At 44.0% G+C, this 5,356-nt stretch carries 5 protein-coding genes and 1 pseudogene; 4 read left to right on the top strand and 2 right to left on the bottom strand.

Going from position 1 to position 5,356, the window contains the following annotated elements:
• Positions 1 to 12: 12 nt before the first annotated feature.
• Positions 13 to 213 carry a hypothetical protein gene (locus WBA89_RS22465; RefSeq protein ID WP_424409579.1) on the top strand — a complete coding sequence of 67 codons (201 nt, stop codon included), beginning with the start codon at positions 13 to 15 and terminating at the stop codon, positions 211 to 213.
• An 86-nt stretch (positions 214 to 299) separates the two neighbouring features.
• Here the strand turns inward: WBA89_RS22465 and WBA89_RS22460 are convergent, their stop codons facing one another.
• The gene (locus WBA89_RS22460) at positions 300 to 1,418 is read right to left on the bottom strand and encodes a hypothetical protein (RefSeq protein WP_424409578.1); all 1,119 of its coding nucleotides are present in this window, start codon (positions 1,416 to 1,418) and stop codon (positions 300 to 302) included.
• An 869-nt stretch (positions 1,419 to 2,287) separates the two neighbouring features.
• Here WBA89_RS22460 and pheS point away from each other — a divergent pair.
• Both pheS and WBA89_RS22450 read left to right on the top strand, forming a co-directional pair.
• Positions 2,288 to 3,292 (top strand): phenylalanine--tRNA ligase subunit alpha, encoded by a 1,005-nt coding sequence (gene pheS, locus WBA89_RS22455; RefSeq protein WP_424409576.1) that lies wholly within the window; start codon positions 2,288 to 2,290, stop codon positions 3,290 to 3,292.
• Entirely contained in the window at positions 3,293 to 3,436 is a 144-nt protein-coding gene (locus tag WBA89_RS22450; RefSeq protein ID WP_424409574.1) for a hypothetical protein, read from the top strand. It abuts the gene before it with no gap.
• Between the two features lie 348 nt (positions 3,437 to 3,784).
• Here the strand turns inward: WBA89_RS22450 and WBA89_RS22445 are convergent, their stop codons facing one another.
• A complete protein-coding gene (locus WBA89_RS22445) occupies positions 3,785 to 4,252 on the bottom strand; it encodes a hypothetical protein (RefSeq protein ID WP_424409570.1) in 468 nt (155 codons plus the stop codon).
• Positions 4,253 to 4,853: 601 nt separating this feature from the next.
• Between WBA89_RS22445 and WBA89_RS22440 the strand changes: the two are divergent.
• Positions 4,854 to 5,356, top strand: a pseudogene (locus WBA89_RS22440) (SH3 domain-containing protein); the annotation flags it as partial.

Below are 5,356 nucleotides of genomic sequence, written 5' to 3'. Positions count from 1 at the left end.
TAGTTATTAGTTATTGGTTATTGGTTATTGGTTATTGGTTATTGGTTATTGGTTATTGGTTATTGGTTATTGGTTATTGGTTATTGGTTATTGGTTATTGGTTGCTGGTTATTAGTTATTAGTTATTGGTTATTGGTTGCTGGTTATTGGTTATTAGTTATTAGTTATTGGTTACTTGCTACAAATTCCCAATTTCCAATTCTCAATCCCTAATAACAACTAACAGTTAACAGTCAACAGTCAACAGTCAACAGTCAACAGTCATTTGCTACTAATGACTAATGACTAATGACTAATGACTAAACAAACTTTTTCGCTTCAGCCAAAGCCGCCTCAAACTTGAGCAACACATCCTTTTCTGTGTGAATAACTTTTTCTTGTTCCAGCAGCGGGCGGCCAAAGCGAAAAATGCCGTCTTGTTCTACGTGGTCAACGGGAGGAAGCGTTTCGGGATGCGGCAAAAATTTTCGGCCGATGGTGTACGGCGTGTGGTAAGAAAAACTAAAATCGGGAAACTTATCGCTCTTGATTTCGAGATAGTAAAGCGAGTAATAATCTTTGGTTTCGCAGTACACGCATTCACGGCATCTGTTTACCAGTTTGCGGTTCTGATTAAAAAACTCCCACTTGTTCCAATAGTAGTCATCTTTCATCATATTCTGGTGGTCGCCGCACAGTTCTAGATATAATTTGTCAGCATCGGGAGGACGATAAAAGTAAAGCATGGCGTAGGGCATTTCAATCAGTAACTTAACTGCTTGATTTTTGCGTTCGTACCATTCCTGCTGGTGAGTTTCGTAGATTTTGTTAGAGTCAATTTCTTGACTTTTTATCTGATTTTCTTTTGCCCACCGCGATGCCCAAACTGTCCAGTAAGCTAGCTGGAAGGTTGCAGAAATTTCCGCCGAACCTTGTTCTTTCCAGTCGGCAATTATTTTTTCCCAAGCTGAACTAAAAGCTATTCGGGATTGTTCGTTTTCTTCGGGGTCTTTTGTACTGACAGAAGCCGCTGTTTTGCCATTGTTTTTGATCGGCGCTTTGGGTTCTTTGCGCCAGTTGTTAATGTCTGCTGGCGTGAGAGTTAAGATGAATCTTCTGTCGTGAACGGGATATTCTAAATGAATTCCAGATTTGAGGAAAGAGCGGTATTCTAAAATAGGAAGTTTGCCTTGTTCTATCCACTGCTGCCGTTCTGCTGCCGAACACTTGAGCATTGCTTCTAATTCTACCGGAGCGACGGCTAATTCACTTTTGAATGTCTCCAAAAATCTTTGTTGTTCGGCTGCGTTTATTTCTAGTACGGATACAATTCGGTTGACGATGTTATCTGTTTTGTCTTCGCAATTTTCGGGAAGTCCTAAGAAGTCGAGGAGTTTGGCTTTGAGTATGCGTCTGGAAGAGATTAGCTCGGCTAACATGAGAAGCTCCAGTAGAGTCTGAACTTGCAATCTTGAACTGGCAAGATTTGGGCAAGTCTATATATCTTAATAGATTCTCTTGAGTTGTCGGCAATTGAATTCAAATTCGATCGACTGTTACCGATATCCGCAGGAAGGCGCACTGCTGTCTGCATACCCGCAATACCTATATTTCAGCGGATTTGAGCGGAAAGGTCGATCGTCCCCATCCACGATCGCCTAAGCAAAAATACTCAAAACAATGTCGCCCGGTCGATCGGGTGGCTAAACCGGCTAAAATCGATAATTGCGATCGCGCACAAACTCACACGCACAGCATTGCTTGTCAAGATGCGTTTACCCTGGTTGCAGCGTCAGTGATTGTTGACTGTTAACAGGATTGCACAATTGACTAATGATTTCTCTGCATCTGCGTGAATCGGCGTCAATCAATTGTCATCTGCGGTGATACATTCTCTTTTTTTAAACCGCAGATGAGGGCAGATAAACACAGATTAACGCAGATAAATTAGATTGATTTTGGTGGCAGCGTCAGTGATTGTTGACTGTTGACTGTTAACTGTTAACTGTTAACTGTTGAGTGTTAACTGTTAACTAATCACGGCAGGAGCAGGAGGGCGGGCACGGGGGCACCGCCCCTACTGACTAATGACTAATGACTAATGACTAATGACTAATGACTAATGACTAATGACTAATGACTAATGACTAATGACTAATGACTAACGATCGCCCGCAGTGCCGATTTTCCACTGTTTGTTCTAAAATCTCAAATTAACAAGACTGTAGAGCCCAAAATTGCGGTAAACTCAGCTTGGCTCAACATTGCCTTCAAATCTAAAACCTAAAATCTCAAATCTAAAATCAAGATGACTGTCCAACTAAGCGATATTGAAACTCAACTAGAAATCCTCGCAAGCGAGTCCAAAAGTGCGATCGCAACGGCGAATACTCTCGAACAACTCGAACAGTTGCGCGTCGGCTACCTTGGCAAAAAAGGCCAACTATCTCAGATTTTAGGCATGATGGGCAAACTGTCGCCAGACCAGCGGCCCAAAGTAGGCGCGATCGCCAATACAGTAAAAGAAGCTTTGCAAGCCGACTTAGAAGACAAGCGCGCCGGTCTCCAAACTGCCCAAATCCAAGCCAAATTAGCCTCAGAAACCCTCGATGTCACCATGCCGGGGATTTTTCGCCCCCAAGGCCGCGTTCACCCCTTAAACGCCGTCATAGACCGCACTCTCGATATCTTTGTCGGTCTCGGCTACACCGTCGCCAACGGCCCGGAAATGGAAACAGATTATTACAACTTTGAGGCGCTGAACACTCCGCCCGACCACCCGGCGCGGGATATGCAAGATACATTTTATCTGCCGGGAGGCGACTTGCTGCGGACTCAGACATCATCGGTGCAAATTCGCTACATGGAACAGCACAAACCGCCGATTCGGATTGTTTCTCCCGGCCGCGTTTACCGCCGCGATACTGTGGATGCTACTCACGCAGCAGTTTTTCACCAAATCGAACTTTTAGCGATCGGTGAAGGTCTGACATTTACTGACTTGAAAGGCACAATTAAAGAGTTTTTGCGGCAAATGTTCGGACAAGATTTGCCGATTCGTTTCCGCACGAGTTACTTTCCGTTTACAGAACCTTCTGCTGAAGTTGATTTGCAGTGGAACGGTAAATGGCTGGAAGTTCTGGGCTGCGGTACGGTCGATCCGAATGTTCTTAAAGGAGTCGGTTTAGATCCAGAAAAATATACTGGATTTGCGGCGGGTTTTGGTGTGGAGCGGTTCGCAATGGTACTTTATGAAATTGACGATATTCGCCGGGTTTATTCTAGCGATTTGCGCTTTTTGCGGCAATTTTAAATGATGAATTGCGATCGGTTTGAGGCTCTGTCTGGAGGTTTGGGTAAATGCAGAGGGATGCTGTTGGTTTCGAGGGATGAGAAAAGAGCGAAGAAACACGCTCTCATGTCTGAAAAGTTTCACCCGGATTGGATTGGTTTTTAGTTAGGACTTTAGTATTTTGGAAAAGAAGGACTAAAGTCTTCATTGCGAACCTTAAAAAGAATGACTAAAGTCCTCACTACGAACCTTTAATACTTTTGGTTTTTAGTGAGGACTTTAGGAATAAAAATTTAATAACTTAAACGATTGCTCGTTACCAGGCTCTGCCTGGTAATGCCGATCCGGAGGCTCTGCCTCCTTTGATCTGGTAACTTACAGGAGATAGGACTGTAGGAAGTGTTTAAGTTATTAAGTTTTCTATCTTTAGTATTTGGGACAACCAGGACTAAAGTCCTGACTGCGAACCAGTTTGACAGTGGTGGAGCGAGCCAACACTATATTATTGATTGTCTAGTTAAAAGCATCCTTGATGCTGTCAACAGCGCGCTCGACAGCGTTCTTGGTGTTATCTACTGCTTTTTGAGTGCGAGCAGAATCTTCTTCGGCTCTTTTCTCAATTGTAGCTGCATCTTCTTTCGCTTTGCGCTCTACGAAACTACCATTATCCGATGCTCGATCGACTTTAGCGGCATTTGTTTTGGCAGCATCCTTAACTTTTTCTTCTGCATCTTTGATGAAATTCTTGGTTTGTCCAGCATCTTTGCTAGCTTTTTCTTGCACCCCGTCGCCAATATCTGCTGCTGCGATCGAGTTGACAGCAGGAGAAGCCATTGCTGCGGTGTTCGATAAAAACCCACCCTGCCAAACAAATGCCATCGCACCCAAGCAAAGCACGGTTGCAGCCATCCAGCGCCCGACATTGGAAAGTAGTTTGGCAAAATAATTCAGTTTCATAGAATACCAAATGAGATATGACATTCTATTTCTACCCGATCGCAGCGATCGACTGAACCATTCTCTAGATAGAGCTTATCCAGCGACGCTCTGTTTAAAAAGATCAGTCTTTTGATAGATTGAAACAAAAAACATCAGTCTATCTATTTTAGATTTTAGATTTTAGATTTTAGATTGGAAATTATTAGAATAGATTTCAAATGCCAGGTTTTGCGGGTTTCAACAGTCTATTTTAGATTTGTGATTTGTGGTGGGCGATCGAACAGTTGACTTTATATCTACAGATTAGGGAATTTTAAGGAATGCTAGCGATTGGGACTTTTGGTGGCTAGATCGACTCAGGTGCGATCGACACTCACGCATTTAAGCTACTGTTAACTGTTGACTGTTGAGCCTCCCCCTTTTCCCTTTTCCCTCTCCGGTTCTAAGATAGCCAGCAATTGACAGGTGCAGCACCTTAATTTGTCTTGGCTTAATTCAGCAAAGATTAATTTTTTTGAATAAAATTTTAGTAAAAAGGATAAACAATGTTATGTAAAACATTTTTATGGAATACAAATCGATTTTTTTGCTATATTGACCTCCAATAAAGATAATGGTTTTGATGAGATGAGGAGTTGAACGGATGAAAAACTTGAATTGCTGGAACAAGCCCGCTGTATTGCTGGGCGCGATCGCACTTGTAGCCGGAAGTTTGCAGGCTCAGGCGATCGGTCATGCCGCCCCACCAATATCCACCACCAGTCAGGATGCTGAAAATATTTCCTTTGAAAACAGCGCCACCTTTCAAATAGCCCAAGGTGAAACCCTTTGCCGCAAAGTCACTCCCAAAGAAGGTTTGACCGTTCGTCAGAACCCAGACCCCAAATCCCCAAGAGTTGGCGGTGTAGCAATGAATACTCAGGTAACACTGTTCCAAGGCGCTACTTCTGTTAAAGCCTCCGACGGTCGCCTCTGGATTCAAATTACCTCTCCGGTAAAAGGATACATTGCTACCGGATACCCCAACAACGAGGCTAATATAGCTTCCTGCACAATTAGTCAAGCCCCAGCCCCAAGTCCAGCACCAGCCCCAGCCCCAGCCCCAGCCCCAGCCCCGGCCCCGGCCCCAGCCCCGGCCCCAGCCCC

It is taken from the genome of Microcoleus sp. (genome assembly GCF_049646505.1).
Lineage (GTDB): Bacteria > Cyanobacteriota > Cyanobacteriia > Cyanobacteriales > Microcoleaceae > Microcoleus.
The sequence above is the reverse complement of the archived record's forward strand: the minus strand, read 5'-3'. Positions and strand labels throughout refer to the sequence as shown.